The organism is Pseudomonas sp. dw_358 (genome assembly GCF_018449655.1).
GTDB lineage: Bacteria > Pseudomonadota > Gammaproteobacteria > Pseudomonadales > Pseudomonadaceae > Aquipseudomonas.
The window spans coordinates 203,706-230,200 of the sequence record NZ_JAAVUX010000001.1 but is presented as its reverse complement, the minus strand read 5'-3'; the positions used below and the strand labels follow the sequence as shown (position 1 = coordinate 230,200).

General features: G+C 62.6%; 24 protein-coding genes and 1 pseudogene. 8 read left to right on the top strand and 17 right to left on the bottom strand.

Annotation, left to right across the window (positions count from 1 at the left end; all coding sequences use genetic code 11):
- The first annotated feature begins 75 nt into the window (after positions 1 to 75).
- On the top strand, positions 76 to 1,374 hold the full coding sequence (hmgA, locus tag HB675_RS01080; protein WP_213875238.1) for a homogentisate 1,2-dioxygenase: 1,299 nt from the start codon (positions 76 to 78) through the stop codon (positions 1,372 to 1,374).
- Here hmgA and HB675_RS01075 read toward each other — a convergent pair.
- Positions 1,368 to 2,174 carry a transglutaminase family protein gene (locus HB675_RS01075; RefSeq protein WP_213875237.1) on the bottom strand — a complete coding sequence of 269 codons (807 nt, stop codon included), beginning with the start codon at positions 2,172 to 2,174 and terminating at the stop codon, positions 1,368 to 1,370. The genes hmgA and HB675_RS01075 overlap by 7 nt on opposite strands.
- A gap of 129 nt (positions 2,175 to 2,303) precedes the next feature.
- Here HB675_RS01075 and HB675_RS01070 point away from each other — a divergent pair, with 129 nt between their 5' ends.
- Entirely contained in the window at positions 2,304 to 3,326 is a 1,023-nt protein-coding gene (locus HB675_RS01070) for a Glu/Leu/Phe/Val dehydrogenase dimerization domain-containing protein (protein WP_213875236.1), read from the top strand.
- 2 nt (positions 3,327 to 3,328) lie between these two features.
- Here the strand turns inward: HB675_RS01070 and HB675_RS01065 are convergent, their stop codons facing one another.
- The gene (locus tag HB675_RS01065) at positions 3,329 to 3,571 is read right to left on the bottom strand and encodes a YebG family protein (RefSeq protein ID WP_213875235.1); all 243 of its coding nucleotides are present in this window, start codon (positions 3,569 to 3,571) and stop codon (positions 3,329 to 3,331) included.
- A gap of 241 nt (positions 3,572 to 3,812) precedes the next feature.
- On the opposite strand from HB675_RS01065, the gene HB675_RS01060 reads away from it, so the two are divergent.
- Positions 3,813 to 4,301 (top strand): phosphate-starvation-inducible PsiE family protein, encoded by a 489-nt coding sequence (locus HB675_RS01060; RefSeq protein WP_213875234.1) that lies wholly within the window; start codon positions 3,813 to 3,815, stop codon positions 4,299 to 4,301.
- Between the two features lie 127 nt (positions 4,302 to 4,428).
- On the opposite strand, the gene HB675_RS01055 is transcribed toward HB675_RS01060, so the two are convergent.
- The 3 genes from HB675_RS01055 to HB675_RS01045 form a co-directional block, all read right to left on the bottom strand.
- Complete coding sequence (locus tag HB675_RS01055) at positions 4,429 to 4,758, bottom strand: DUF3509 domain-containing protein (protein ID WP_213875233.1); 330 nt, start codon at positions 4,756 to 4,758, stop codon at positions 4,429 to 4,431.
- A gap of 224 nt (positions 4,759 to 4,982) precedes the next feature.
- Positions 4,983 to 5,405 carry an HPF/RaiA family ribosome-associated protein gene (locus tag HB675_RS01050; RefSeq protein ID WP_213875232.1) on the bottom strand — a complete coding sequence of 141 codons (423 nt, stop codon included), beginning with the start codon at positions 5,403 to 5,405 and terminating at the stop codon, positions 4,983 to 4,985.
- Between the two features lie 127 nt (positions 5,406 to 5,532).
- Complete coding sequence (locus HB675_RS01045; RefSeq protein WP_213875231.1) at positions 5,533 to 6,447, bottom strand: AraC family transcriptional regulator; 915 nt, start codon at positions 6,445 to 6,447, stop codon at positions 5,533 to 5,535.
- A 131-nt stretch (positions 6,448 to 6,578) separates the two neighbouring features.
- Here HB675_RS01045 and HB675_RS01040 point away from each other — a divergent pair, with 131 nt between their 5' ends.
- Positions 6,579 to 7,484, top strand: coding sequence for a DMT family transporter (locus HB675_RS01040; RefSeq protein ID WP_213875230.1), 906 nt, complete (start codon positions 6,579 to 6,581; stop codon positions 7,482 to 7,484).
- Between the two features lie 7 nt (positions 7,485 to 7,491).
- On the opposite strand, the gene HB675_RS01035 is transcribed toward HB675_RS01040, so the two are convergent.
- Both HB675_RS01035 and HB675_RS01030 read right to left on the bottom strand, forming a co-directional pair.
- A complete protein-coding gene (locus HB675_RS01035; RefSeq protein ID WP_213875229.1) occupies positions 7,492 to 8,466 on the bottom strand; it encodes a D-glycerate dehydrogenase in 975 nt (324 codons plus the stop codon).
- A 58-nt stretch (positions 8,467 to 8,524) separates the two neighbouring features.
- The gene (locus HB675_RS01030; protein ID WP_213875228.1) at positions 8,525 to 9,472 is read right to left on the bottom strand and encodes a LysR family transcriptional regulator; all 948 of its coding nucleotides are present in this window, start codon (positions 9,470 to 9,472) and stop codon (positions 8,525 to 8,527) included.
- A 191-nt stretch (positions 9,473 to 9,663) separates the two neighbouring features.
- On the opposite strand from HB675_RS01030, the gene HB675_RS01025 reads away from it, so the two are divergent.
- Genes HB675_RS01025 through HB675_RS01010 form a run of 4 tightly spaced genes read left to right on the top strand, consistent with a single transcriptional unit; the run spans position 9,664 to position 14,435 of the window.
- The gene (locus HB675_RS01025; RefSeq protein WP_213875227.1) at positions 9,664 to 11,184 is read left to right on the top strand and encodes an efflux transporter outer membrane subunit; all 1,521 of its coding nucleotides are present in this window, start codon (positions 9,664 to 9,666) and stop codon (positions 11,182 to 11,184) included.
- Entirely contained in the window at positions 11,181 to 13,346 is a 2,166-nt protein-coding gene (locus HB675_RS01020; RefSeq protein WP_213875226.1) for an FUSC family protein, read from the top strand. The genes HB675_RS01025 and HB675_RS01020 overlap by 4 nt, the downstream gene beginning before the upstream one ends.
- Positions 13,336 to 13,536 carry a DUF1656 domain-containing protein gene (locus tag HB675_RS01015; protein WP_213875225.1) on the top strand — a complete coding sequence of 67 codons (201 nt, stop codon included), beginning with the start codon at positions 13,336 to 13,338 and terminating at the stop codon, positions 13,534 to 13,536. Before HB675_RS01020 ends, HB675_RS01015 begins: the two co-directional genes overlap by 11 nt.
- 23 nt (positions 13,537 to 13,559) lie before the next feature.
- Entirely contained in the window at positions 13,560 to 14,435 is an 876-nt protein-coding gene (locus HB675_RS01010) for an HlyD family secretion protein (protein ID WP_213875224.1), read from the top strand.
- 28 nt (positions 14,436 to 14,463) lie between these two features.
- Here HB675_RS01010 and HB675_RS01005 read toward each other — a convergent pair whose 3' ends face one another.
- From HB675_RS01005 to HB675_RS00960, 10 genes and pseudogenes are all read right to left on the bottom strand, one after another.
- Positions 14,464 to 15,288, bottom strand: coding sequence for an SDR family oxidoreductase (locus HB675_RS01005; RefSeq protein ID WP_213875223.1), 825 nt, complete (start codon positions 15,286 to 15,288; stop codon positions 14,464 to 14,466).
- Positions 15,289 to 15,314: 26 nt separating this feature from the next.
- Positions 15,315 to 15,779 (bottom strand): multidrug transporter, encoded by a 465-nt coding sequence (locus HB675_RS01000; protein ID WP_213875222.1) that lies wholly within the window; start codon positions 15,777 to 15,779, stop codon positions 15,315 to 15,317.
- A gap of 160 nt (positions 15,780 to 15,939) precedes the next feature.
- A complete protein-coding gene (locus HB675_RS00995; protein ID WP_213875221.1) occupies positions 15,940 to 16,581 on the bottom strand; it encodes an alginate O-acetyltransferase AlgF in 642 nt (213 codons plus the stop codon).
- Between the two features lie 20 nt (positions 16,582 to 16,601).
- Positions 16,602 to 17,750 (bottom strand): alginate O-acetyltransferase, encoded by a 1,149-nt coding sequence (locus HB675_RS00990; protein WP_213875220.1) that lies wholly within the window; start codon positions 17,748 to 17,750, stop codon positions 16,602 to 16,604.
- Positions 17,751 to 17,759: 9 nt separating this feature from the next.
- The gene (locus tag HB675_RS00985) at positions 17,760 to 19,181 is read right to left on the bottom strand and encodes an MBOAT family protein (RefSeq protein ID WP_213875219.1); all 1,422 of its coding nucleotides are present in this window, start codon (positions 19,179 to 19,181) and stop codon (positions 17,760 to 17,762) included.
- A gap of 95 nt (positions 19,182 to 19,276) precedes the next feature.
- On the bottom strand, positions 19,277 to 20,398 hold the full coding sequence (locus HB675_RS00980) for a mannuronate-specific alginate lyase (RefSeq protein ID WP_213875218.1): 1,122 nt from the start codon (positions 20,396 to 20,398) through the stop codon (positions 19,277 to 19,279).
- 206 nt (positions 20,399 to 20,604) lie between these two features.
- Positions 20,605 to 21,945, bottom strand: a pseudogene (locus HB675_RS00975) (alginate O-acetyltransferase); the annotation flags it as partial.
- A gap of 11 nt (positions 21,946 to 21,956) precedes the next feature.
- Complete coding sequence (gene algG, locus HB675_RS00970; protein WP_256737442.1) at positions 21,957 to 23,576, bottom strand: mannuronan 5-epimerase AlgG; 1,620 nt, start codon at positions 23,574 to 23,576, stop codon at positions 21,957 to 21,959.
- Positions 23,577 to 23,602: 26 nt separating this feature from the next.
- On the bottom strand, positions 23,603 to 25,087 hold the full coding sequence (locus tag HB675_RS00965) for an alginate export family protein (RefSeq protein WP_213875215.1): 1,485 nt from the start codon (positions 25,085 to 25,087) through the stop codon (positions 23,603 to 23,605).
- Positions 25,084 to 26,493, bottom strand: coding sequence for an alginate biosynthesis protein AlgK (locus tag HB675_RS00960; RefSeq protein WP_345945739.1), 1,410 nt, complete (start codon positions 26,491 to 26,493; stop codon positions 25,084 to 25,086). Before HB675_RS00960 ends, HB675_RS00965 begins: the two co-directional genes overlap by 4 nt.
- Positions 26,494 to 26,495 lie beyond the last annotated feature (2 nt).

Below are 26,495 nucleotides of genomic sequence, written 5' to 3'. Positions count from 1 at the left end.
CAGGGCGAACCTACGTTGAGCTGGCTTGGATCAAGAAAAAATAACATTATCCAGACTGTGCAGAAGGCCCTCCCTATGCCCCACGCTCACGTACCCAAGGCGCTGCAGTACCTCAGCGGCTTTGGCAACGAATTCAGCAGCGAGGCCCTGCCCGGAGCGTTGCCCGTTGGACAGAACTCCCCGCAGCGCACCCCCTTCGGGCTCTACACCGAACAGTTCTCCGGCACTGCCTTTACTCAGCCGCGCAGCGAAATGCGCCGCTCATGGCTGTACCGAATCCATCCCTCGGCTCAGCATCCGGCATTTGCGCGTCTGAGTCGGCAATTGCTCGGCATGCAAGCGGGGCGGGTCACGCCCAACCGTTTGCGTTGGGACCCTTTACCCATGCCAGATGAGGACACCGACTTCATTGACGGGTGGGTCGCCATGGCGGCCACCGGAGCGGCTGATCAGCCTGCGGGTATCAGCCTTTATCACTATGCCGCCAACCGCTCCATGGATCGGGTGTTCTTCGATGCCGATGGTGAGTTGCTGGTGGTGCCCCAAGCGGGCCGTTTGCGCCTGGTCACCGAGTTCGGCGTGTTGGAGATCGAGCCTCTGGAGATCGCCGTGCTGCCCCGTGGGCTGAAGTTTCGCGTCGAGCTGCTGGACGTCCACGCCCGGGGGTATATCGCTGAAAATCACGCTGCCGCCCTGCGTTTGCCTGACCTTGGGCCGATCGGCAGCAATGGCCTGGCCAATCCGCGGGACTTTCAGGTGCCTGTGGCTCGCTATGAAGATATTCGCGAGCCCGTGGCTCTGGTGCAGAAGTTTCTCGGCGAACTGTGGGGCTGCGAGTTGCCCCATTCGCCATTGGACGTGGTGGCCTGGCACGGCAACAACCTCCCCTGCAAATACGACCTGCGCCGTTTCAATACCTTGGGCAGCATCAGTTTCGATCACCCCGACCCTTCGATATTCACCGTGCTGACCTCACCTAGTGGTACGCCGGGGCTGGCCGAGATGGATTTTGTGATCTTCCCGTCGCGCTGGCTGGTGGCTGAAAATACCTTTCGGCCACCCTGGTTTCATCGCAATCTGATGAATGAGTACATGGGGCTCATCCAGGGGGCCTACGATGCCAAGGCGCAAGGTTTCGTGCCGGGCGGGGCGTCCTTGCACAGTTGCATGAGCGCCCACGGACCCGATGCCCAAACCTGTGCACGGGCAATGGCCGCCGAGCTGCAACCGTACAAGATCGACCACACCATGGCGTTCATGTTCGAGACCCGGCAGGTGCTTCGCCCTTCGGTCTTCGCACTCGATTGTCCACAACGGCAGGCCGATTACGACGGGTGTTGGACGAGCTTGCCCGTCACCTTCAACCCTCAGTGAATGGAGGTGGGCATGGGGGGGAGTTGCGCCAGCCGCGCAGTGAGTCGCAAGCGCTGCAGCGGATCGTCGGACAGCAGCAAGGCATGCTCGACATCAAAGCGCTCGGCCTGGGGGCAATCCAGTCGCTGATAGATGCCGGCTCGGGCAAGGAAGTCGGTGGCATTGCTCGAATCGATCTGTAGCACCCGGTCGGCATCCTTCAACGCAGCGGCCTCATCGTCATGACTGATGTGCAACTGGCGCAAGTTGCGCGAAAGACGTTGCAGCATCTGGGCGGGCTCGGCCTCGTACAAGTGTTGGGCCAGCAAGGGTGTCTGGGCGCCGAATTGCCGGCTTAGCAGTTCTCGGCAATCGTTGGGGTACAGGCGTCGGCCGCCGCAAGGGTCAAGTTGATGGTCGGCGCCAGGGACCCGCAACAGAAAATGCCCGGGAAAGTTGACCCCCACCAGCGGTATGGTCAAACGTTTGGCCAGCTCCAGGGCAATCAGGGCCAAGGCCAGTGGTTGCCCGCGGCGGCGGGCGAGTACCTGGTCGAGCAGCGCAGCTTGGGGGCGCAACGGATGATGGTCGTCTTGCTGAAAGCCCAGGGTATTCATTTGCCGCAGCAGCGGTTGGCCGAGTTCTGCCACAGGCAGCAAAGGCAGGCCGCTGCTGACCTCGCGCTGCAGGTCATTGAGCATCGCCAGCCATTGGGTCGGCTGCACGCCGCCCTGGTGTTCGGCGGCCATCCATAGCGCCGCCTCGAAAAGGCCAGCATGGCCCCGTGCGAGGCAGGCAAGAAAAGCTTGGCGTGGGGTCATCGAAAGTCTCCGGTCCCATTCTTTTAGTCCGGCAAAGGTGATTCGTCCAGTACCGAGCTGTTACAGGGGATGCTTTGCCAGTGGCAGCCTATACTCGGTGGACAACTATAAGATGACGGAGCCAGGCCCATGTTTGCGCTCATGCAAAGCACACGCGGTGAAGCACTGCACCTGGCAGTGGATGCGGCCACGGGGCTGCGCGCGGTCATCGCCATTCACAACAGCGACCGAGGCCCTGCGCTGGGCGGCTGTCGTTACCTGGCTTATCCCGATGACGAGAGTGCGTTGGCCGACGCGATACGCCTGGCCCGTGGCATGAGCTACAAGGCGGCGTTGGCGGGCCTGCCACTGGGCGGAGGCAAGGCGGTGATCATCCGCAGTGCCCATGTGGCCGATCGGGCCGCCTTGTTCGAGGCGTTCGGACGTTTTGTCGACAGCCTGGACGGGCGCTACATCACGGCCATTGAAAGCGGCACCTCGCCCGCCGACATGGACTGCATTGCCCAGACCACCCGCCATGTCACCAGCACAACCGCCTCTGGCGACCCATCGCTGCACACCGCGCTGGGGGTATTCGCGGGCATCAGGGCGACCGCCATGGCGCGCTTGGGCAGTGACAACCTGGAAGGCCTGCGTATCGCTGTTCAGGGTTTGGGCAGTGTCGGTTTCGCGTTGGCGGAACATCTGCACGCCGCGGGCGCCGAGTTGCTGGTCAGTGATGTGGATGCCGGTAAAGTACGCCTGGCCATGGAGCAGATGGGCGCTCACCCGGTTGCCAGCGAGGCATTGCTGGCAACGCCATGCGACATCTTCGCCCCCTGTGCCACCGGCTCCGTACTCACCAGCCAGAGCGTGGCGCAGTTGCGCTGCGCGGCCGTGGCCGGTGCCGCCAACACCCAGCTAAGCAACCTGCAAGTGGCAGATCAGCTGGAGTCCCGAGGAATACTCTATGCGCCCGACTATGTGATCAACGCCGGTGGCTTGATACATGTTGCGCTGACCCATGCGGGCGAACCGCTCACCGCCATTACTTCGCATCTGGCCAACATTGCCAAGCGCCTGACCGAGATCTTTGGCCATGCGCAGGCAGAAAAGCGCTCACCGGCAGCGGTGGCTGAAATGCTGGCGGAGCGCTTGATATATGGGCGCTAGCTTTACAACTCGCTCAGCGTGCTGGCATTGCCCTTGAAAGCAGCGGCAAATACGGCGCGGTTCTTGGCCATGAAGATGCCTGCATCTTCGGCCTGCTGTTCGCTCAGCCCGGTGACGTTCTTTTGCAGGACCTGGGTGAGCAACTCGGCAAGCTCAAGCATCTGGTCGTGTGCGTCGGCTAGTTTGCGGTCCACGAAAGTAGTCTCCAAATCGCGGGTACTGCGATACAGGGTTTCAACAGCCATTTTCGGCCTCGTATTCAAGTGCAGTAGGGGCGGGGGTGTCCCGGTTCGGTCAGCGAACACGTGTCCATCTGACCGGCCAGCAGCTACTGTAGACTACTGGTTGTTTGTACAGTGAAGATCTTAAGGTAAAAAATTCCCTTTGACCAGCGCGGTGTCTCTCCTGCAGTGGGCAGCGTCCTTGCATGAACCAAGCCGCGCACATAGCATCCGCTCTCGCGCTCTCGCAGAAGGAATCAACCACGTGAAACTGAATTGGGCCGGATCGTTGCGCCACCGGGTGCATGGCCTCGCCGAGTCGCTGGGCAACCTGCTGGTCGAAACCTTCCACTACCTGGCGCTGTTCGCCATTGGTGCCGTAACGGCCTGGGCCGCAGTCGTGGCCTTTCTGGACATGCTGGAAAAGGGCCATATCACTGTCGATGACATTCTGCTTTTGTTTATCTATCTGGAATTAGGTGCCATGGTCGGCATCTATTTCAAGACCAACCATATGCCGGTGCGCTTTCTGCTGTACGTGGCCATTACCGCGCTGACCCGACTGCTGATTTCCGACGTGTCGCACCACGGTCCGGCGGATTTGGGAGTGGTCTATCTGACCGGTGCGATCCTGTTGCTGGCTGTATCGATTCTCGTGGTGCGCTATGCGTCGGCCAAATACCCTTCGGCAAAGATTCCCGACCCGCTGAGTCCGGTCAAAGGCGCAGTGACTGAGGAGAAGGGGGAAGTTTGACGCCATGATTCGCACCAATATCCGTCAGCGCGGTGCAGCAGAAGGTCTTAATGGGGCAGTATGCGGACCCCACCGCACCGACGAACGGTGCGGCCATGGTCGCTTGATCCAGGCGTTTTGCGCGGGCTCAAAGGCCGGCGGCGAGGGCAGTGCGGTGGCTGGTCCAGCTTTTGCCGGGCTGAGCCAGCAACTTGGTGTTGTCGCTGTCGGTCATGGCCGCAAGAATTTCCATGGCGCTGTGACCCTGTTCGATAGCGATGCCGAACTGGATGCTCTCGATCAGGCGGTGCAAGCGCTGGGGGTCGTTACGTTGGGCGGCGCTGATCATGCGCTTGGCCACCACACCGCTCTCGTTGGACAAGGTCAGCATGATGCTGCCGTCCAGGCGCTGGATACTAAGGTTGACCCGGTATTCGGGCTGAAAGGCTTCACTGATGATCTGGAAGGGATTGTCCATGTTATGCACCTGGTAAGTAAGACCTGCAGTAATTGACTGGGGGGTATTGAAATAAGTTCGCCGCCCAGACCACTGACGAGTCGTTTGCTCTTCCTGGCAAATACACATCGCCTGCTCCTGTCATAGACCTAGCAAGTCACGTGCCGGTTTTTGGTCAGGATCAAGACGCCAAAAAAAAGCGAGCCCCCGGGGGCTCGCTTTTTTTGCAACTCAACGACATGCCATTAGCTGTCGAGGGCGCGCTCCTTGGCCAGGAATTCCTCTTCGAGCAGGTCGTCGGCATGGCCGACGTCCAGTGCCTCGACGGCCGGGATTTCAGTGTTGGCAGTACGCCGAGGGGCGCGCAGCTTGCCGAACAGGTGCTCCAGCGCATGATTGAGCTTGGTGGCGGCGCCTTCCACGGCCTGATCCAGCGAGGCGGCAGTGTGAGTCACCGAGATGGGCTGGTGGCCTTTCGGACGGGCTTCCATCTGGCAGCGTTTGTCGTGGGTGCCAGGCTTGTCGCCATTTTCGTCTTTGAGGTGGACCTCGACTCGAGTCAAGTCTTCTTCGTAATGTTCCAGCGTGCTTTGGACCGTGCTACCGACCCAGTCCTCCAGACGGCTGCTGTTTTGAATGTGATTATCGCTATTGACCTGGATTTGCATGGTTAATCCTTATTCAGCTAGCTCACAAGAGATCCGCCAGATGGAAATGGGCGCCTCTTGCTTACAAGGTCAGGCACCGACGCAAACAATTCAACCCCTTTAAAAATATAAATATTTGGTAACTAAACTAACGCAGTGTGGTCGATTCGCCGCTCACTTTCTCGCCCGCTCCCAGCCAGGCCGCGCGGTAGACGCTTGGCGTCGCGCCCAGCACCTGGCGAAAGCGATTGCCGAAATGGCTGGCGCTGGCAAAACCGCACGTCAGGCCGATATCTCCGAGCGCCAAGCGATCGTCCTTGAGCAGCCGGCACGCACGCGCCAGACGCCGGTGCAGCACGTATTGGTGCGGCGGCACGCCAAAGCTGTGGCGGAACATCCGCGCGAAGTGGTATTCGGACAGGTTGCACAGCGCTGCCAGCAAACCCAGGCTCAACGGCTCGGCCAGATGGCTTTCGATATAATCGCGCAGCTGACGCCGCTGATGCGCGGCCAGCCCGCCCTTGACCCGAACCCCCTGCCGCTGCCCGACCTGGGTCAGCAAGGCATGTCCGAGCATTTCATGGGCCAGCGCCGACGTCAGCAGCCGTTCACCCGGCTCGTGCCAGTCCAGTTCGATCAAACGGCGAAAACGTCGGGCTTGTTGAGGATCGTCGAGAAACGTGTGTTCGCGCAGCTGCATCTCTCGAGGCTCGCGGTCCAGTAGCCCGACACAACCCAAGGCAAATTGCTCGGCGCTGAAATACAGGTGTGCCAGGCGAATCTCGCCGTTGATGACCCAGGCCGACGGGTGCTCGGCCGGCATCACGCAGAGTTTGTCGGGCGCTCCCTTGAGCCCCGGCTGGTCGCGGCGAAAGGTTCCGGTGCCACCGGCCAGGTAGCAGGACAGGGTGTGATGGCTGGGTGCCTGGTATTCCTGGGCATCATGGTGATTGCTCCACAGCGCCGCGACCATGCCATCGCCCAGCTCGGCGCTTTGCTCGAGTCGCGCGTGGGGGGAGCTGTTCAGTGCCTGGAAAACCTGGATGTGCTGGAGCCGGGACATGGTCAATACCTCGAAGCACATCCTATCGCACTGTTCTCTCGCGTGAAGCGCTGGTATGGAAAAAGCGCAAGTTTTCGCAAGGATCGGATCGCCGGGCATCGCACACTGACCGCCCATCAGGAGCCTGCGTCATGAATCTAGTTTTGTATGTCCTCACCGTGCTGATCTGGGGCACCACCTGGATCGCCTTGAAGCTGCAATTGGGCAACGTCGCCATCGAAGCGTCGATCGTTTACCGCTTCGGTCTGGCTGCGCTGATCCTGTTCGCCTGGCTGCTCATCAGCCGCCGCCTGCAACCGATGAACCGGCGTGGACACTTGATCTGTCTGGCCCAAGGGCTGTGCCTGTTCTGTGTGAACTTCATCTGCTTTCTCAATGCCAGCCAATGGGTGCCCAGCGGTCTGGTGGCGGTGGTGTTTTCCACCGCCACCCTGTGGAACGCCCTCAATTCACGACTGTTCTTCGGTCAGAAGATCGCCCGCAACGTGCTTTCCGGTGGCGCCCTGGGCCTGCTGGGCCTGGGGTTGCTGTTCTGGCCTGAACTGGCGGCGCGCAAAGCCAGCCATCAGACCTTGATCGGTCTGAGTCTTGCGCTGCTGGGGACCCTGTGCTTTTCGGCCGGCAACATGCTTTCCAGCCTGCAACAGAAAAACGGCCTGCGGCCACTGACCACCAATGCCTGGGGCATGCTCTATGGCGCTTTGATGCTGGGTGCCTGGTGCCTGTTCAAAGGCGTTCCCTTCAGTATCGAGTGGAATCAGCGCTATATCGGTTCACTGCTCTACCTGGTCATCCCGGGCTCTGTCGTTGGCTTCACGGCCTACCTGACCCTGGTCGGACGCATGGGCCCTGAGCGCGCAGCCTATTGCACGGTGCTGTTCCCGCTGGTGGCTTTGAACGTGTCGGCGGTGATGGAGGGCTATCAGTGGACAGCGCCCGCGCTGGTGGGGCTGCTGGCCGTGATGGCGGGCAATGTGCTGGTATTTCGCAAGGGGCGCCCCGTAGCGGCCCCCGCGTCGAAGGTGAAACTGGCTTAGCAGGCCTTCAGCCCTTGAACACCTGCGGATTGACCAGGTCCTGTGGGCGTTCGCCCAGCAGGGCCGCCGTCAGGTTGCCGACGGCACGGTCCGCCATGGCTTCACGGGTCTGAGTGGTGGCGGAGCCGATGTGCGGCAAGGTCACTGCATTCTTCAGGCGAAACAGCGGCGAGTCGCTCAGTGGTTCTGTCTCGTAGACGTCCAGCCCGGCGCCGCGAATGGTGCCTTGCTCAAGTGCCTGGATCAGTGCCGGTTCGTCGACGATCGGCCCACGGGCAATGTTGATAAGGAACGCACCGGGTTTCATCAAAGCCAGTTCCCGATGACTGATCAGGTGGTGGGTCTTGTCGCTGAGGGGCACCACCAGCACCACAAAGTCGGCCTCGGCCAGCAACTGGTCGAGGCTGCGAAACTGTGCACCAAGCGCCTGCTCCAGGTCGGTCTTGCGGCTGTTGCCGCTGTACAGCACCGGCATGTTGAAGCCTGAACGACCGCGGCGGGCGATGGCGGCGCCGATGTTGCCCATGCCGACGATGCCCAGGGTCTTGCCGTACACATCGCTGCCGAAATGACCTGGGCCGACACTGGCCTTCCATTCCCCTGCCTTGGTCCAGGCGTCCAGTTCGGCGACGCGCCGGGCGCTGCTCATGATCAGCGAAAAGCCCAGGTCGGCGGTGCTTTCAGTAAGTACGTCCGGGGTGTTGGTGAGCATCAGCCCGCGCTCGTTGAAATAGCCGATATCGTAGTTGTCGTAGCCCACCGACACGCTGCTGACCACTTCCAGTTTCACCGCGGCGGCCAACTGCTCGCGACCCAGCTTGCGGCCCGCGCCGATCAGTCCGTGGGCATGGGGCAGGGCTTCGTCGAACTGGGCGCCGATGTCGCCTTTTTTCGGGTCCGGCACGATCACGTCAAACTGCTGTTGCAGGCGTTCGATCATGGGCGGGGTGATACGGCTGAAGGCGAGTACGGTTTTTTTCATGACGTGATGGCTCGGCGCAGGAGAAAGCCAGCACGCTAACATTCCCCCGCGGCGAGGATCAAACCGCGAACGACAGCTCGTGGTTCTTCAGGTCCGCCTCATGCGCTGCGAGAATGTCCGGCAGCGAGCCGCGCAGGTATTCGACCCACGTCTTGATCTTGGCGTCCAGGTATTGCCGCGATGGATAGATGGCGTACAGGTTCAACTCCTGCAGCCGATAGTCTGGAAGCATGCGAACCAAAGTGCCGTTGCGCAGGCCGTCAATGGCGGCATAGATCGGCAAGACCCCCACGCCCATGCCGCTGATGATGGCGGTTTTCATGGCATCGGCGGAATTGACCTGAAACGGCGCGTTGGTGATGTTGACCATTTCCTGGCCTTCGGGCCCGTCGAACAGCCATTTTTCCAATTGCACCACCGGGCTGATCAGACGCAGGCAGGCATGGCCGCGCAAGTCCGATGGGGTGCGAGCGACTCCGTTGGCTTTCACGTAATCCGGCGAGGCGCAGACGATGCTGTAGGTGATGCCCAGGCGCTGGGAGACGAAGCCCGAATCCGGCAGCTCGCTGGCCAGTACGATCGACACGTCGTAGCCTTCGTCCAGCAAGTCGGGCACGCGGTTGGCCAGCGTCAGGTCGAAGGTCACGTCCGGATGGGTCTTGCGGTAGCGGGCAATGGCGTCGATGACGAAATGCATGCCGATGCCGGTCATGGTGTGCACTTTGAGTTGCCCGGCCGGACGGGCATGGGCGTCACTGGCCTCGGCTTCGGCCTCTTCGACGTAGGCGAGGATTTGTTCGCAGCGCAGCAAGTAGCGTTTCCCCGCCTCGGTGAGGGCAATCCGACGGGTGGTGCGGTTGAGCAGGCGAGTTTGCAGGTGCGCTTCGAGGTTTGATACGGCCCGGGAAACGTTAGCCGTGGTGGTGTCCAGTTGTGCGGCAGCAGCCGTGAAACTGCCGGCCTCGGCCACGCAGCTGAAGGCGCGCATGTTTTGCAAGGTGTCCATGGGTCACTCTCGAGAACGATGGGCAAATTGTCGCATGAAGTTACAATTGAAATCCTGCTGTTGAACACCGATTATCGCTTTTTTCGTAACAAACAATCGCGGATGGCCCCGCTTATCGTAACCCTGTCCGTCCCCTAGAATTGCGGCCACAACCGCCGTCCCCCTTGCTCTTCACCCTGGAACTCATCGCAGTGCCGTCTCGGATCGCTTCTCGGCTGAATGCTTTCAGCCCCTTGTTATTATCTCTTTTTCTGACAGGTTGCATCGGCACCCACGGTATCGCACCGCAGGACCATGCCGTGGCGGCGAACGCCTTGGCGACCGATGCGGCCATTGCGCAGGCTGCTCAGGATGCCCATTGGCCGCAAAGCCAGTGGTGGCGGGCCTATGGAGATGAGCAATTGAACCAGTGGGTGGCAAAAGCCGTGCAGGGCAGCCCGACCATTGCCATGGCCGCCGCTCGTGTACGCCAGGCCAAAGCCATGGCCGGTGTGGTGGAATCGGCGGAGTCTTTGCAAGTGACAGCCCACTCCACCATCGAGCGTCACGACTGGCCTGAAGACAACTTCTATGGCCCCGGCACCTTGGGCAACACCACTACCTGGGACGATAACGCCACGTTGGGCCTGAGTTACTCGCTGGACTTCTGGGGCCGCGAGCGCAACAACACCGAACGCGCGCTGGACATGGCCCACATGACAGTGGCCCAGGCGCGTCAGGCGCAGCTTGAGCTGGAAAACAACGTAGTGCGGGTTTATATCCAGCTATCGTTGCAATATGCGCAACGTGATATCGCCCAGGCCATGCTCGGCCAACAGCAGCAGATCCTGCAACTGGCGCAAAAGCGCCTGGATGGCGGAATCGGCACGCACTTCGAAGTCAGCGAAGCCGAAACGCCGTTGCCCGAAACCCAGCGTCAGATCGACAGCCTTGATGAAGAAATTGCCTTGAGCGCCAACCAGTTGTCGGCCTTGGCCGGTAAAGGGCCAGGCGAAGGCGCCCATTTACAACGCCCGAGCCTGTCGCTGGCGGCTGACCTGAAACTGCCTTCGGCGGTCCCGGCGCAGTTGCTCGGCCAGCGCCCTGACGTAGTCGCCAGCCGTTGGGCGGTAGCGGCCCAGGCCAGGGGTATCGAAGTCGCCCAGGCCGGTTTCTACCCCGACGTCGACCTGTCTGCCAGCCTCGGCTACTTCACCACCGCCGGTGGCATGCTGGAATTCCTCAAGGGCTCGAAGTTCGGTTACACCGCAGGTCCCGCTTTGAGCTTGCCGATCTTCGATGGCGGCCGTCTGCGCGGTCAGTTGGGTGAGGCCTCGGCCGGTTATGACGTCGCTGTCGAGCAGTACAACCAGACCTTGGTCAACGCGCTGAAAAGTGTCTCCGATCAGTTGATCCGCCGTCGCTCCATGGCCAAACAGGCGGACTATGCCGCGCAGTCGGTGGCCTCGGCGCGCAAGACCTATGACATTGCCACCGTGGCCTACAAGCGCGGCCTGACCGACTACCTCAATGTGCTCAACGCCCAGTCCATGCTGTTCCGCCAGCAGCAGATCGAGCAGCAAGTGCAGGCCAGCCGTCTGAGCGTCAACGCCGAGCTGATCACCGCCCTGGGTGGCGGCCTGCACGCGGGCGACGACAGCCCCGAGGCGAAAACCACGCAAGTACCGCCGACCCCCGCCAGCCTCAAATTGATGGACCGGTTCAAGCCATGAGCACGCTCATCGCCAGCTGGCGGCGCCTGGAGTGGCGACGTGGTTTCAATGAGTGGCTGCGCAGCGACGGCGTGACCTGGGTATACATCTTCAAGGTGCTGCTGGCGGCGTTCATCACTCTGTGGCTGGCCATGCGCCTGGAACTGCCCCAGGCGCGCACGGCGATGATCACGGTGTTCATCGTCATGCAGATCCAGAGCGGGCATGTGTTCGCCAAGAGCGTCTATCGCTTCATCGGCACCTTGGCCGGCTCTGCGTTCACGGTGCTGTTGATTGCCCTGTTTGCCCAGGTGCCGGAGCTGTTTCTCGTTGGCCTGGCCCTGTGGATCGCCCTGTGCACCGCCGGTGCCGTGCGCCATCGCAACTTTCGCGGCTATGCCTTCGTGCTGGCGGGGTACACCGCGGCCTTTGTCGGCCTGCCGGTCCTGATGCATCCGGACGGCGCCTTCATGGCCGCCGTGTGGCGAGTGCTGGAAATCTCGCTCGGGCTGGTGGTGTCCACGGTAGTCAGCGCGGCGATTCTGCCCCAATCGGCCAGCGGTTCGCTGCGCAATGGCCTGTACCAGCGCTTTGGCAACTTTGCCGGTTTCGTCGCCAAAGGCTTGCGCGGCGATCTTCCCCGCGAGGTGTTCGAGAGCACCAACCAGCGTCTGGTCAGTGAGGCCGTGGGCCTGGAAGGACTGCGTGGCGTGGTCGCCTTCGAAGACCCGCACATGCGTCGGCGCAGTGGTCGGGTCAGCCGTCTGAACAGTGAGTTCATGACCCTCACCACCCGCTTCAACGCCTTGCATCAGCTGCTGGAGCGCATTCGCCTCAACGGCCGCGTCGAGGTACTGGCAGCGGTCGAGCCGGGGCTGGCGCCACTGGTCCACCTGATGGATAGTTTCAGCGCACGCTTGCTGACCGCCGATGATGCCGTGGGCCTGGCCGAGCAATTGGCACAGTTCAAGGCCGCCTTCCGCGGGCAGGTGAGGGGCTTGCGCGAGACGTTCGTGGAGCAGGCGCCCACGGAACACGACCTGCTGGATTTCAACACCGCCTTCGAATTGCTCTATCGCTTCGTCGACGAATTGCACGGCTACGCCCAGACCCACGCGTCCCTGGCCCAGCACCGCCATGAGCGGGAAAACTGGGACGAGCCGTTCACCGCCCAGACCAACTGGCTGGCGTCCCTGGCGGCTGGGGTACGCGGCTCGTCCATCGTGCTGATCCTGGGCAGCTATTGGATCGCCACAGCCTGGGCCAGCGGTGCCAGCCTGATGCTGGTGGCGGCGGCAACACTGGGACTTTCCGCCTCGTCGCCCAATCCTAAACGCATGGCGTACCAGATGGCCGGCGGCACGGCATTCGGCGCGGTGACCGGTTTTATCGAGATGTTCTACCTCTATCCGCACATCGACGGTTTCCCGTTGCTGTGCGTGATGCTGGCGCCGGTCTTGATGTTGGGCGCCTTCCTGGCTTCGCGGCCACAATACGCCGGCTATGGTCTGGGCCTGCTGATCTTTTTCTCGATCAATTCGGTGCCCGATAACCTGACGGTCTATAACGCCTACAACTTCATCAACGACTACATCGCCATGGTCCTGGGCATGCTGGTGTCCGCCGCTGCCGGCGCGATCATTCTGCCGCCCAACAGCCGCTGGTTGTGGAACCGCATGGAGCAGGACCTGCGCGCGCTGGTGGTGTTCGCCGTCAGCGGCAAGCTGCGCGGCCTGGGTTCGGCCTTCGAAAGCCGTACCCGCGATGTGCTCAATCAGGCGTATGGCCTGGCAGCGGGCAAGCCGCAGGTGCAGCGCAGCCTGTTGAACTGGATGTTTTCGGTCCAGGAAGTGGGCCACGCAGTGATCGAGCTGCGCCGCGAGCAGGAAAAACTGCCAGCGCACCCGTGTTATGCCGAAGACCAGCCGTGGCGCCAGGCCAACCGAGCCATGGGCCGCTCGCTGGTGCGGCTGTTCATCAAGCCCAGCGCCGGCAACCGCGAGCGCAGCCTGCTGGCAGTGGACCTGGCCATCGAGCGGGTCCAGGCCACGCCCGAGCCGTTCGCCCCGCACTTCGACACCTCGGCATTGCGACGTATCCTGAGTTACCTGCACTTCATCCGCAGTTCGCTGCTCGACCCGCAATCGCCACTGGCTTCACTGGAAAACCGCCATGCCTCGTGAAATCGCCTTCCATGGCGTGTACATGCCCATCGTCACCGTGATGTTCCTCGTGGCCCTGGTGCTCGCCTGGGCGCTGGACCGCTTTCTGGCGGCGCTGAACGTCTACCGCTTCTTCTGGCACCCGGCGCTGCTGCGTCTGTGTCTGTTCTTCTGCATCTTCGGCGCCATGGCGCTGACTGTTTACCGCTGACCGATTACCTTGAGATCCGATCGATGAAAAGCTTCTTCAGCCTGCTTGGCACCTTGCTTGTTCTGGCCCTCACCTTGGTGATCGGTCGGGTCCTCTGGGTGCATTACATGGACACCCCCTGGACCCGCGACGGTCGCGTGCGTGCCGACATCATCAACGTCGCCGCCGATGTGGCGGGCTACGTGGTGGACGTGCCGGTGCACGACAACCAGGCGGTGAAAAAGGGCGACCTGCTGCTGCAGATCGACCCCGAGCATTATGAAATTGCAGTCAAGCAGGCCGAGTCGCTGGTGGCGTCGCGCAAAGCTACCTGGGACATGCGCAAGGTGAACGCAAGCCGCCGTGCCGACCTCGATAACCTGGTCATCTCCAAAGAGAACCGAGACGACGCCAACAACACCGCCAGCGCGGCCTTGGCTGATTACCAGCAGGCCCAGGCCCAGCTGGAAGCCGCCGAGCTCAACCTCAAGCGCACCAAGGTCCTGGCGACGGTAGATGGCTACGTGACCAACCTCAATGTGCACGTTGGCGACTATGCCCGGGTGGGTGACGCCAAGATGGCGGTGGTGGACCAGAACTCGTTCTGGGTCTATGGCTTCTTCGAAGAGACCAAGCTGCCGGGCGTGCACGTTGGCGACCCAGTGGACATGCAGATGATGAGCGGCGAGTTGCTCAAGGGTCATGTGGAGAGCATCTCGCGCGGCATCTATGACCGCGACAACCCGGAAAGCCGTGAACTGGTGGCCGACGTCAACCCGACCTTCAACTGGGTGCGCCTGGCCCAGCGTGTACCGGTGCGCATCCACATCGATTCGGTGCCGGCGGGCATGCTGCTGGCGGCGGGGACCACCTGTACGGTGGTGGTCAACCCTGGGGTCAACAGCAGTTCGGTCTGGTGATGGGGGGCCTGATTGCGGGAGCCTGCGATCACAACCGCCGATTCAAGCCGAATTTCACCCGCAAGAGACCTTCCAGCAAGCCCTTGGGCAGCCAGCGCGCCATCAACGGTAGCGCCAGGCAGCCATGGCCGACCCGCAGCAGCCTCGGCACCCGGGGCATTTCTGCGCATTTGAGCACGTGTCGCGCCACTTCGCGGGCCGGCGTCGGCCGACCCTGCGAGGCGCGCGCCCGTGCCCGAATGCCCTCGCGCAACGGCCACCAGGGCGACTGCTCGGCGATCAGCAATTCAGCCTCGGCGCTGGCGTTGTCGGCAAAGCGGGAATCGATGGCGCCGGGCTGCACTTCCAGCACGCGGATGCCGAAGGGCGCCAGTTCCATGCGCAGGGCGTCGCTCAGCGCCTGCACGGCCGCCTTGGAGGCGCAGTAGGCACCGGCGAACGGCGTCACCAGCACACCGGAAACACTGCCGATGTTGATCACCAGGCCGCGGCTGCGGCGCAGGGGTTCGAACAGCGCGCGAGTGACACCGACCACCGAGAACACATTGGTTTCGAACTGGCGCTGCAACGCCTCGACCCCGCCGTCCAGCAACGGACCCATGGCGCCGTAGCCGGCGTTGTTGATGAGGATGTCCAGCCGGCCGCCTTGCTGCTCCAGAGTGTCGGCCAAGGCGCTCAAGGCCTCGGTGTCGTTGACGTCCAGCTGCCGGGCGGTGAACCCGGCCGCTTGCAGTGTTGCCACATCGGCGGCTTTGCGCGCTGTGGCCCAGACCTCATGGCCCGCTTCCTTGAAGGCATCGGCCAGGGCGCGGCCAATGCCGCTGGAGCAACCGGTGATCAACACTATCGACATGGTGACGTTTCTCTCAAGGCGATGATTCAGCCGGAGAAACTACCCTGTAATCGCTCGGCATGAAACTCGAGGGTCTGCGCGCGATAGCCCGGACGCAGCGTCGGCAACGGCACACAGTCGCTCCAGCTGGCGCCCGGCTGGAGGCTGCCAGGCCCACGGTAGCGGGGCCCATCGTAGTCGTTTTCCACCAGATTGACGGTGTCTCCCGGCGCCGACGCGGCCACCCGCCAGCGCAATTCCACCAAGGGAATTGTGTTGCCATTTGTTAACCGAACCTGGAGCGGTCGATCCGCCGGGCATTGCTCCGGCGCGTAGCTCATGCGTAATTCCAGCCGCGCCAGCTGATGCTCCTCATGGATGTCCAGCCATGCCACCCACAGCGCCACGAGCCCCAGCCCGCACAGCGCGGCAAGCGATACGGGCAAGGCCTTGGCCGGGTAGCGCAGGAGCAGGACGAGCCAGATGAGGAGAAGGGCGATGCCGATGAGCATGGACGTGCACTTTGGCCATGAGTCGAGCTGCGATCATAGCACCGCGCTATCTGCAGGACCGAGCTCGCTCGGGAAGAAGGCGCCAGCATGTGTCAGCCATGGCGCGGCGTCCATTTCCTGAGCAAGCTCGGTCCTGCAAAGCTCGTCGTATCCTTGCTGATCACCGCGCCGAAACCGGCCTTACCACCCACACCGGCGCCAGATTCCCCGCGCTGCCGGTCACATACAACACCGACGCCTCGCCACGCTCCAGCGCCACCGGCTTGAGGTCGCTGACTTTCTTGTCGCCGTCATACAGCGCCAGGCTGACCTTGACCGGGTTGATCTCTCGTTGCCCGGTGCCTTTGGCCTGAACGTTGGCCACCACGTCGGTCTTGCCGTCGGCGGTCTTCAGGGCCAACGGCTGGTCGCTGAGGTTCTGCAGGCGTACCAGGGATTTTTGTTTGTTGGTGAACGGCGCCTCTTCCACCAGCACCGGCGCGGCGCTGCCGTAGCTGACCAGGGTGTAGTAATGGTCGGCGGCCAGCTTGACCGGCAACGAGCCGCTGCCGACCCTGGCGGTGTAATCGCCCTGCGGCAGGAAGCTGAAGTCGCTGCTGGCCAGCGGCGCGACGTCGTTGAGGTTGGCACTGCCGACGTTGGCGCTGACTTCGTTGTTGCTGGCGTTGAACAAGCGCACGAAGGTCGAGCCTTTGGGCGCCGTCGGGCCGTATAACGCCGAGTCGCTGGCGGCCATGGCGGACGCGGCGCTGATGGCGACAATCAGCGTGGCAGCAGTACGAATGACAGTTCGGGTCTTCATGGTGATTTCTCTCGGTGCGATCAGTTGGTCTGGCCCAGGGCCAGGTTCGCGGTGCCGGCCTCAGCTTTTTTCAGCCCGGCGATCCAGTTCGGGTCGAAGTCGCTCAAGTCGTTCTTCATGGGCAGGTAGCGCTCCGGGAATTCCCAGATCAGCACCTGCGGCGGGCTGTTTTTGAAGGCGTCTGTCTGCAGGTATTCAAGCATCGGCAAAATCGGCCCGTGGCCGTTCTCGGCGTAATTGACCACGTCGCTGTGCAGCGCCTGCTGCAAGGCACCGAGGAAATTCCAATGAGGGTTGGCGCTGTAGCTGGTGCCGACCAGGGCCACGGCAATGTCGGTATTGGCAAACAGGGCGTCATCGCTGGCAGCGGCCGCCTGTTGCAGATGGGTGGCGCGCTGAGCCAGTTCGTCCGGTGGCGGCAGAAGGTTGCTGAACAACGGATCAAGGGGCAGGAAGGTGGTCAGGTCACCTTTGTACGGCGCCGCTGGCTGACTGTCGGTGACGTAGGTCTGCGGTTCGCCGCTGAGGGGAGCGTGGGCGTGGACCGCCTCGCTCAGGCTGTGTGCCACCACCTCGGCGCCCATGGGCGTCCAGTGCGTGTCGGTGCGCAGAAACACCGGCCCCTGGGCCTTGGCCTGCTGCAACGGGCCGAGCAGATCGGGGGCAAAGATGCCGGCCTGCTGCGCCTGGCGATGGAACTGCTGGTACAAATCGTCATGCAAGGCGGCCGGCCCCGGTCCGTCGATATGCTCAGGATATAACCGCGCCTTGGCCGGGACGATGGCCAGCACCAACTGCACATGGTGCTGCGCCAAGGTGGCCTGCACGCCCCGGATCAGCGCCAGATTACTGGATTCGGACTGCTTGGCGTCGGCCATCGGGTTGAACTCTTCGTCGCTGTACAACCACTGATCGCGACCCAGTACCACACCGGGTCGGCCTTCCTTGAACAGGCCATAGTCCAAGGCCGCCCAGAGGTTGGTGCCCAGGCGTTTGATCGGGAACTGCTCGTCGTAATGGCTCTGCAGGCCTTGGGCGAGACGGCCGTTGAGCACGGTCATGGGCGCCGTGCGCTGAAAGCTGGCAAAGCTCAGCAGCGACCAGCCTCCAAGCGCCAGCAACAAGCCCAGAAACAAGCTGATATAGATGATCTGCCAGGAACGCGTCATGGCCGGCCCTCAGAACTGGAAGTACAGGAACGGCGAAAAGCTTTGCGCCGACAGTTTCAGGATCGCTGCCGAGAACAACAGCAGCACCAGGGCATGGGCGGTGACCGGTTGCACAACGCCGCTGACCGGGGCGCGGTCCGCTGGCCTGTACACATCGCGCCAACCAAAAAAGGCCAGCGTCAGGTAGGCGACAATCAAGGTGGCCACTTGCAGGCCGGTGAGGCTGGCGGCGGTCAGTTCCGAGAAATGCCAGTCGCTCAAGCTGAACATCGCCCGGTACATGCGCCCGGCCACGTGCAGGTCTTCGGCACGGAAGGTCACCCAGCCGGTCACCACCAGCAGAAACGTCAGCGCCCAGCGCAGCGGGTTGAGCCCCTTGGGCCGGGTGTCGATGCCCATGGCTTTCTCGATGGCCAGCCACAGGCCGTGCCAGGCGCCCCAGAGGATGTAGGTGATGTTGGCGCCGTGCCACAGGCCGCCCAGCAGCATGGTCAGGAACAGGTTGCGGTAGGTCTTGAAAGTGCCGCCGCGGTTGCCGCCCAAGGTGATGTACAGGTAGTCCCGCAGCCAGGTTGAAAGGCTGATATGCCAGCGCCGCCAGAACTCGGTGATGGACTGGCTGACGTAGGGCTGCTTGAAATTCTCCATGAAGCGAAAGCCCATCATCAGGCCCAGGCCGATAGCCATGTCGCTGTAACCGGAGAAGTCGAAATACAGCTGTGCGGTGTAGGCCAGCGCCCCCAGCCAGGCGTCGCCGGTACTGGGGCTGGCCAGGGCAAAGGCATGGTCGGCGACGGTCGCCAAGGTATCGGCGATGCACACCTTCTTGATGAAGCCCTGCATGAAGCGAGTGCAGCCTTCGGCGAACTTGTCCAAGGTGTGGGTGCGGCTATTGAATTGTTCCGCCAGGTCACGAAAGCGCAGCACCGGCCCGGCGATCAGGTGCGGAAAGATCGCCACGAAGGCGGCGAAGTCGATCAGGTTACGGGTGGCCGGGGTGTCGCCCCGGTACACGTCGATGATGTAGCTGATGGACTCGAAAATGTAGAACGAGATCCCGATGGGCAGTAGCACGTGGGTAAGGATGAACGGCTGCAACCCCAGACTGGCGACAATCACATTGAGGCTGTCGACGCCGAAGTTGGCGTATTTGAAATAGCCCAGCACCCCCAGGTCCAGGGCCACGCCCAGCAGTAGCCAGCGCTGTGCCGAGCGGGTGCGCACGCCGCACGCGCCGACCTTGAGGCCGATCCAGTAGTTCCACAAGGTCACGGCGGCGAACAGGGCCAGAAAGTCCACCCGCCACCAGGCGTAGAACACGTAGCTGGCCAGCAGCAACAGCAGGTTGCGATAGCGCAGGCCGCTCAGGTAGTAGAGCGCCAGGAACACCGGCAGGAACAGGAACAGGAAGACATTGGAGGAGAAGACCATCAGGGTTGGCTCCAGTCAGTTTTGACCAATGAGTAGTGACTTCACGAGCAACCTCTGTGGAAGCAGGGTCGATTCAAGGCACGCACCACAGACCCTCACCCATTCCCCTTTTCATGGGCCGGATCGAACACCTTGGTCACGTCCCCGCCCAGGCGGAAGGTCTTGAACGGCTCGCCTTCGCGCTTGCGGGCCAGGGCGTCGCCGTCGCAGTTATACAAGCTGCACCAAGGTTCCAGCCACGACCATTTGCTGGTGGTTTCCAGCTCACTCATGTCCTGCTCGCTGCCGTTGACCTTCTGGAAGATCGACGGGTCTTTCGCACCGGCCACCACTCGCTGACCAACCCGCAGCAGGGCGCTGTTGTTTTCTGCGCGCAAGTCGACGCCATTGGCCTGAGCGAAGCTGGCGATCATTGCCATGGGCTGCATGGCGTAGGCGTGGTAGGCCAGGGCGCGCTGGTCGCGCTTGAGCTCGTTGGGCCAGTAGCCCTGGGGGTCGACCTGATCGGCGCCGATCTTGAACTCTTTCACCGACCAGTCGAACAGGTCGCGACGGTTGAGCACCACTGCCGTGGACATCACCGACCAGGCCGCCCAGTAGGAGTGGTTGTTGGTCTTGTCCAGCGGCAGGTTGTCCCATTCGCTGACCACTTGATCGGCCAGGCGGCCGAACCAGGCCTCGATGACTTGTGCGTCCTGTTCATGGCCCACCAGCGGGTGGCTGGCGGAAAACTTCAGGTGCAGATAGGCCGACGACAGGCTGGCCAATGTCCATTTGCGGATTGACTTGCCGGTGTGGTTGAAGTCCTTGGACATCAAGGCGTCGGCCTTGGCCCAAGTGGTCAGCCAGCTCAGGGTGCAGTCGAGCTCGTCGGCGCGGCCATCGCGCATATAGTCCATCACGAGCTTGGAGGTGCCTTTCTCCATGTCGTTGATGTCATGGGTGGCGCTGCGAAAGGCTTTGTCGGCTTCAGGGTTGAGGGTAGAGCGCGACTTATCAGAGCCTTCGTACTTGCTGCGAAATTGCAGGCTCTGGGTATAGGGCGTCGGTACGGCGGCGCAGCCTTTGCCACTGTTGCCCTCTTTGACCTTGTCTACCGGGGCCAAGAAACCTTGGGGCGGGCGCAGTGGCGCGGCGGCCTGGGCGCTGCCGGCGAACACCGCCAGGGCCAGAATACCGGGGACGAACAGCTGTCGAGCGAGTGGGCAGTGCTTCATCGATAACCTCATAAGCCGGCTTGTGCGGTACGTGGTGACATGTTCGGCGACTCTTTGCGCACACACAGTTTGACCTGTAGTGGCTGCGGCTCCAGCGCGGCCACCTCGGCGGCCGCCGGCGCGTTGAGTGCGCTTACGTGAACGGCGGTGGTGACCGGGTCCGGTGCCGGCAGCACGGGGGGCGGGGCACTTTTGTCGGGCGGGGCGCCGTGTAACTCAAGCGCCAGCAGGGTCTGGTCGCCCCAATCACCGATCTGGCGCATGTCGAAGGCGAAGCGGCCATCGGTGGGCGCCGAGGTCGGCTTTTCGATGTGCAGCTCTTCGTGGCGGCCGTTCAGGTACCAAAGCGTGGCATACAGGTCCTTGACCGTCGGGTCCTTGAATTTGACGTCCAGGCGCCGGCTACCGTTGACCCAGTCCTTGACCCCGGTGGTGCCGTTGACCAGCAGGTCGGTGCGGGTGTTGGGCTGCAGGGTTGCCGACTGGGCGACTTCCACGGGTTTGCCCTCACAGCCGTTGTCGAGCATGGCCAGCACTTGGCGCCAGATGATGTCCTGATCGAGTTTGTACAGCGCAGAGAACTCCCAGACGATGATCTTCGGCGGATGCTTCTGGAAATCCTCACTCCCCAGGTACTGCAGCAAGGAGCCTTCCAGGCCGCCGCCGGGGAAGGCGGCATTGAGCACGTCGGCACTCAGGTCCTGCTCGAGAAAGCCGCCGAAGTTGTAGTTCTTGCCGCTGTGGCTGGTGCCCACCAGGGTGATCTGCGGCATCGGTGCATCGCCGAACAGCTCGCTGTCGGCCGCCACGCTTTTGGGCTCGGTGGTGAAGCTGTCGCTGTACTGCACCGAGTAGCTGGTGTTGCACAGCTGGCCGGCCAGGCCCATCAGCGTTCCGTTTTTGGTCAGGCGGCCGGAGACGTGGGTTTCGAATTCGCGCCGTGGGATGTCTTTGTACGCGGGGATCTGCTTGATGGTCGCCGCGACGATCTGTGCGGTGCGCTCGGCGCCATAGGGCGTCCAGTGCTGGTCGCCGCGAAAGTAGAAATCGTGGGCCGGCTTGTCGTCATCGCTCAGGTTGGACAGGTCGGGGGTGTAGTAGCCCATTTTCTGGAAGCGCCCGAGCATGCCCTGAAAGTTTTTGCGCGCCTTGTTGTAGTCGTACGTGGCGTAGTCCGCCGGCAGCAGGTAGCGACGGTCGACCATGCCGCGGGTGGGCTGGTACACCACCACCAGGTCGATGCCCCGAGCCTTGAATGCGTCATGGACTTCGCGCAGGCGCTCGTAGGCCGCCGGCGTGGTGTCGAACTCGGTGAGTAGGTCCTGCTGGCTGCGGAACATCCAGTCGCCCTTGCCTTGCATCAGCACGGTGAAATCCTGCTGGGTGCGAGTGGTGTAATTTTTCGGGTCCTTGGCTTCCGGGCACAGCTGGCAGCAGGGGGCGGCGCTGAAGCTTGGCGCGCTGTCGGCACTGGCGGGCGCCATGTTCAGCAGCAGGCCCGCAGCCAGGCCGGACACATTCAGCCACTGGATCAATCGCATGTGCATGGTCGTCCTCCCTAGTCGCGCATGGCGGTGGTCTGATGTTCAGTCGGTTCGATCAGCACGGTCTTGTGCTGGCGCATCAGCAAATCGAAGATCTGCGTCTGGTTGTCGCCCAGGATGCCGTTGAGGCTGATCCCCGTGAGCCGTGTCGGCGACAGCATGCTGACGTTGTACAGCTCGACGCGTTTGGGCGAGTCAATGGCCACCGGTGCGCCGCCGTTGCCGATCAGCTTGCCGCCGACCACGGTCATGGACACGTCCATGGTGTAGGGGTCGAGCTTGACGTCGCGTTTGGTGGCGCTCAGGTCCTTGGTGTGGCCGTAGATCCCGGCCAGGCCATTGCCCACCGAGGCGTTGTCGTAAATGCGCACGCCCTGGCTGTTGCGCAGGCGAATGCCGTGGCGGCGGTTGCTCAATACCTTGTTGCCATAGATCAGGTTGTCGCTGCTTTCGTACAGGGTGATGCCGTCGGTGTGGTTGCCCTCGATGTTGTTGAAGGCCACCAGGTTGTTCACGCTCTTGCGGTCGATGACGATGCCCGAGAGCTGATTGTCATGGGTGTAATTGTTGAAGATCCAGCTGTCATTGACCTCCCGCGAGACGATGATCCCGTGCTTTTTGTGGGTGCCGTAGACGTTGTTGTCGGTAATGATCAGGCGCTTGGAACGGTCGTGGGGGTCAATGCCGTAAATGATGTTGTCGTAGTAAGTGTTGCTCTTGACCACGTAGTCTTCGGCTTCGTAGCAGTAGAAGCCATACCACATGTCGGTGAAGCTCGAACCGAGGATCCAGCCCTTGGGCGCGCTGCGGTTCATCAGCTTTTTCAGGCTGGGCGTGTACTGTGAGATGCTCACCCCGTACGACTTGCTCTGGTTGTAGCCCATGCTCGCCAGGTGGCTGTTGACCAGGTAAGTCTCGGTGCCGCCCCAGCCCAGTACGAAGGGGCGAAACGTCTTCGGCGCCTCGTAGGTGGAGGGGCCGTTGCGCGCCTCGCTCCAGCCAGTGAGACGGGTGTCGGTGATAAACAGCTTGCCGTCATTGACGATGAAGGCGCCCCGGTCCTGGGACAGGCGCACTTCTTTGGTCTGCTTGTCGATTTCCAGGATGCCCTTGCGGCCCACCACGATCGGCAGCCGCGCCAGCCAGACGTCGGGCGCCACTTCGGTGAAGTAGGCCGGCTGCGCCTTGGCCATCTGCTTGAAGTTCATGTAGCCGTCGTCGAGGAACAGCGCCGAGGGGATGCCGCGCTGGCGCGCCACCCATTCGGCCATCTTGTTGTGGCCACCGACGAATTCCTTGAGTTCGTTCTCCTGCATCATCCGCCGCACCGACAACTTGCCCGGCTGGCGGCGATCAATCTTGGCCTCCACCGCGGCGGCGGTGTAGCCGCTGAGGTCGGGCAGCTTGGGCCTGGCCAATGCCAGGTTGTCCGGTGGCGGGCTGCTGACGGAATAGTTGTTGGCCATGGCCAGATCGCGGGCCAGCGCCTGCCCCGGCGCCAGTACGGGTGCCGGCGCCACCACGGGCACAGCCGCCGGCGCGGGTACCGGTTGCTGGGCACTGGCCAGATGGCTGGCCAGCAGCAGTGCACTGCCGGTCAGCGTCAGGCTCCAGCGATTGGGTGAAGGGTTCATGTCACGCACTCCTTTCGCGATTCGCATCAGAAGCGCCAGATCACATCGACAATGGCGCGGTGCATGTAGTTGTCTACGCCACTGCCGTAGGCGTCTCCGGGTTTGAACACGCCTGCGCGCAAGCGAATCAGCGCTGACGGTTCGTCGAATTGGTCAGAGGCGAGGGCGGGTAACTGGCCTGCCTTGAAATAGTGCGTGAGCACCAGGTCCACCTCCTGCCCGAGGTCTTTGCTACCGTCGTTCAACGGCAAGGCAGTCATGCTGCTGACTTGCACGCCGTCGCTGGCGTCTGTGGCCGGGTCGATACCGGTGGTGCCGATGGGGCTGTTGCCGTCTACGCGGCGGAACTTGTGGTAGATCAGCGAGGCGTCATCCTCATCGCGCAATTGCCAGGTGCCGAACAGCGAGCCGCTCTCGACGTTGGCCATGTCCGGCAGGTACGCCTCGCCATAGCGGGCGATGCGGGTGCGGGTGCCGGTCCAGTTCGAGCGGTTGCTCTGCAGGCCGTTCTGCTGGTAATTCTTGCTGGCGCGGGAGTAGGCCGCGCCCACCTGCCATTGCGTGGCCAGGCGCAGGCGCGCGCCGAGGTCGGTGGCCCAGCCGCTGATGTCGCTGCCTTCGGTCTGGTTGGCCCGCAGATAACCGTCGGTGCCGACCGAGGGGTGGTTGCGGTCGACGTGGCCATTGATCCAGGTGACGTTGGTCCAGTAGTTGAGCGCGTGAAGGTTCTGGAACTCGTAGGCGTCGCTGTTGAGGTCCAGACCCAGCCAGGTCAGGTTGCCGTTGCTGGTCTTGTCGAGATCGTCCATGCGCGCGCCCTGATTTTTCAGGTCGCCGTCGTCGTGGGTGTGGTGCAGGCGCAGGCCGGCCCATTGCCCGGGCATCCACTGGTAGTAGGCATCGCCGTAGACGTGCAGGCGGTCCTTGTCGGTGGGGGTCAGCTGCGAATAATCAGTGCGGTAGTCACTGAAGCGTTCGGCGCTGCCCACATGGGCCTTGAGCAGGGTGGTTTCGAAATCCCAGTTCAAGGCTTCGATGTTGCTGTCGCGCCACTCGCCGTCGTCGTTGCGCAGGCGCTGGCGACCGAACTTGAGAATCTCGCCGGGGTAAGGGGTCAGGCCGCTGTAGCCGACCCAGAATTCGCGCAAGGCCAGGTACGTATCGGCGGCCTTGCGGTTGTTGCTGACGTTCTGGCCGCTGGAAATCGGGTTGTTGGCCGGGCTGTCCAACGGGTCGGTCTGGATGGTGTCGGTGGCACTGACTATCTGCCCCATGCCATAGGCGCTCCAGTTGTCCCAGTGGCCGAAGGCCCAGGGCCGCAGGTCGACCCCGATACCGTTGACTTCACCGCCCGCACGAGTGCCCAGGTCTCGGTCGCCCTCGAAATCCCCGGTGCCTTTTACTTCGATGCCGAAATTTTGTTCGGCGGTCAGTTCCGCCAAGGTCGGGCAGGACCACAAAGAGGCCATGCTCAGGCCAATGCCCGCCATCATCCATCGATTCAACTTCATAGGGCTTGGTCCTCGCCAACAGCGACTTCGGGCAGATTTTGCAGATCAGTTTGCGCACCACGGGCGTGCTGCTCGCGTTCGAGCAGCTGTTGCGCCTGGGCCTTTTTATCGAGGGGCAGTTGCTGGTCGATGGCCGCTGCCAGGTCGGTCACCTGTGGCAGCGGATCGGGCTGGGCCTTGGCCAGTTGGGCGAACACATACGCGTTGATCAGGTTTGGCTGGATGCCGTGGCCGGTGGCGTAGAGCTGGGCCAGGGCGAAGTCGGCACCGCCCTGGCCATCGCGGGCGGCGATCAGCAGGTGGTCGATGGCTTTCTGCGGGTCGGGGTCCCCGAGGTAGCCGCGGCGGTAGATCTGGCCGATGTAGTAGTGGGCGGTGACCTCGGTACGCGCGGCTTTCTCCAGGTACTGCAAAGCCACCGGGACATTGGGCGTCATCAGTCGGCCGTCGTAGTAGAGGCGCCCCAGCAGCAGATTGGCCCGGGGCTGCGCGGCGGCGCGGCCTTTTTCCAGATAGGCCATGATCTGGTCGACGCCGCCCAGTTCCGGAAAGTCGTAGAGCAATTGCGCCAGGCCGACCCAGGACGCCGGGTAAACCGGTGCCACCTGCTCGAACATCGCCTCGGCGGTCTTCAGGTCCGGCTTGCCCAGGTCGGGGTCGGCCAGCACCCGGGCGACACTGTCCAGGCGCTCGGGTGGAATCTTGTGCAGGGCATAGTCGCTTTGCAGTTGTTTGAGCAGCGCGGCTTGTTGGTCGGCCTGGGCGCGCTTTTGATAAACGGTGGCCAGTTCTACGTAGCAGACGTCCAGCCGGTTCAACAGCTTGCGGCAGGTGTGCTCGATGTCGTCCAGGTGCTGGTCGTAGGTGTTGGTGGCGCGGTACAGGACAATCTGTGCCAGCGCGGCCTCCAGGTAGCCGGCCCGCTGCCATTCATTGATCTTCTGCTGCACATCTACGCCGGGAAAGCTGGCAGGGTACTGCAAATAGAGCATGGCCAGAGAAACCACGGAGCTGCTTTCGTTGCCCAGCAGCGAGCGGTTGAGCAGTTGGTCGGCTTCTTCGCGCTCGGCCTGGGTCGAATGCGGCTTGACCACCAGCAGGCGGCCTAGCCGCGATTGCGCGCGGGGCGAGTTATCGAGGTTGGCGCGGTAGGTGGCTTCGGCCAGGCGAATCTGGTCAGGATCGCGGCTGAGCACCTGAATATCGGCGATACCGACCGTGGCATCGGTGTAGCCCAGGGCGGACATGCGCTGGTAGTTGTCCAGCGCCACGCGGGTGTCGCCACGGCGCAGGGCTTCGTTGGCCAGGCGCTGGTCGGGCAGGTTGGCGCAGGCGGCCAGGCCCAGGGCAATCGCCAGGCCCAGGGTAGCCTGCGGGTACAGACGCCTCGCAAGTAAAGTGGCCACGG